General features: G+C 60.7%; 2 protein-coding genes. Both read left to right on the top strand.

The genetic code is table 11. The features are described from left to right. Positions 1-84: 84 nt before the first annotated feature. Entirely contained in the window at positions 85-531 is a 447-nt protein-coding gene (locus tag EN884_RS37100; RefSeq protein ID WP_013525374.1) for a pyridoxamine 5'-phosphate oxidase family protein, read from the top strand. Between the two features lie 138 nt (positions 532-669). Then, positions 670-942 (top strand): cyclic nucleotide-binding domain-containing protein (locus EN884_RS37095; protein ID WP_128361187.1); only part of this gene is annotated, 273 nt, incomplete at its 3' end.

The following is a 942-nucleotide window of genomic DNA, read 5'->3' as shown; positions in this document are numbered from 1 at the left end:
AAGCTGCCTTGATTGCGATCAATGACAGCTCCGGCGGCTGGGCCAACAGTCTGTTGGACGACCAATAGACTCAGGAGATCACACATGCTGATCCGCACATTATCCGCCCTGGAATGCACGAAATTGCTGACCGCCAACCGTGTCGGTCATCTGGCATGCGCGAAGGGTGGGCAGCCCTACGTGGTGCCGGTGCACTATGCGCACGCCGACAATCATCTCTACGCGTTTTCCATGCCCGGCAAGAAGATCGACTGGATGCGTGCCAATCCCCTGGTGTCCGTCCAGGTGGGTGAACGCGGCCAGGGCCGAGGCTGGAGAAGCGTCGTCGTCGATGGCCGTTATGAGGAACTGCCGGACCGGATTGGCCACAAGCTCGAGCGTGACCATGCATGGGCGATGTTGAGCAAGCACGCCGCTTGGTGGGAGCCCGGCGCCCTCAAGCCACTTATGCCTGCGGTGTCGGACAGTGCACCCCACGTTTTCTTCCGTATCTTGATCCAGCAGGTGTCGGGCCGCGAAGCAAGTGAATAGCTTTCTTCACTGCGGCGACCAGCGCTGGACCGATTCAGGAGGAGCGGCTCTAGGTAGTTTCCCGTAGGGACATAACCGAATTTCGCGACCCGCGGATTCGCGCGATTGCTGTGTCACGGATAAAACGGGAAAACAGCCATGCACGCCTACACCTCCTTCAGAATTTCGCTGCCGTCACGGTCTGCCCAGCCCAACCTGCCGGAGGCTTTTGAGCCCGCACTGCTGCAACCACTCAGCTTCTATCCCGCAGGCGCGGAAATCTACGCCCAGGGCGAGAAGGCCGGAGGCTTCTACCAGGTGGAGTTCGGCGCCGTCCGCGTCTACCGCCTGCTTGCTGACGGCCGCCGGCAGATCAGTGCCTTTCATCTCGCCGGAGAGACATTCGGCTTCGAAGCCGACACGACGCACCAT

The organism is Mesorhizobium sp. M7A.F.Ca.AU.001.01.1.1, from assembly GCF_004022735.1.
Lineage (GTDB): Bacteria > Pseudomonadota > Alphaproteobacteria > Rhizobiales > Rhizobiaceae > Mesorhizobium > Mesorhizobium ciceri.
Note: the sequence above shows the minus strand (reverse complement) of the source record. Positions and strands in the feature narration are given on the sequence as shown.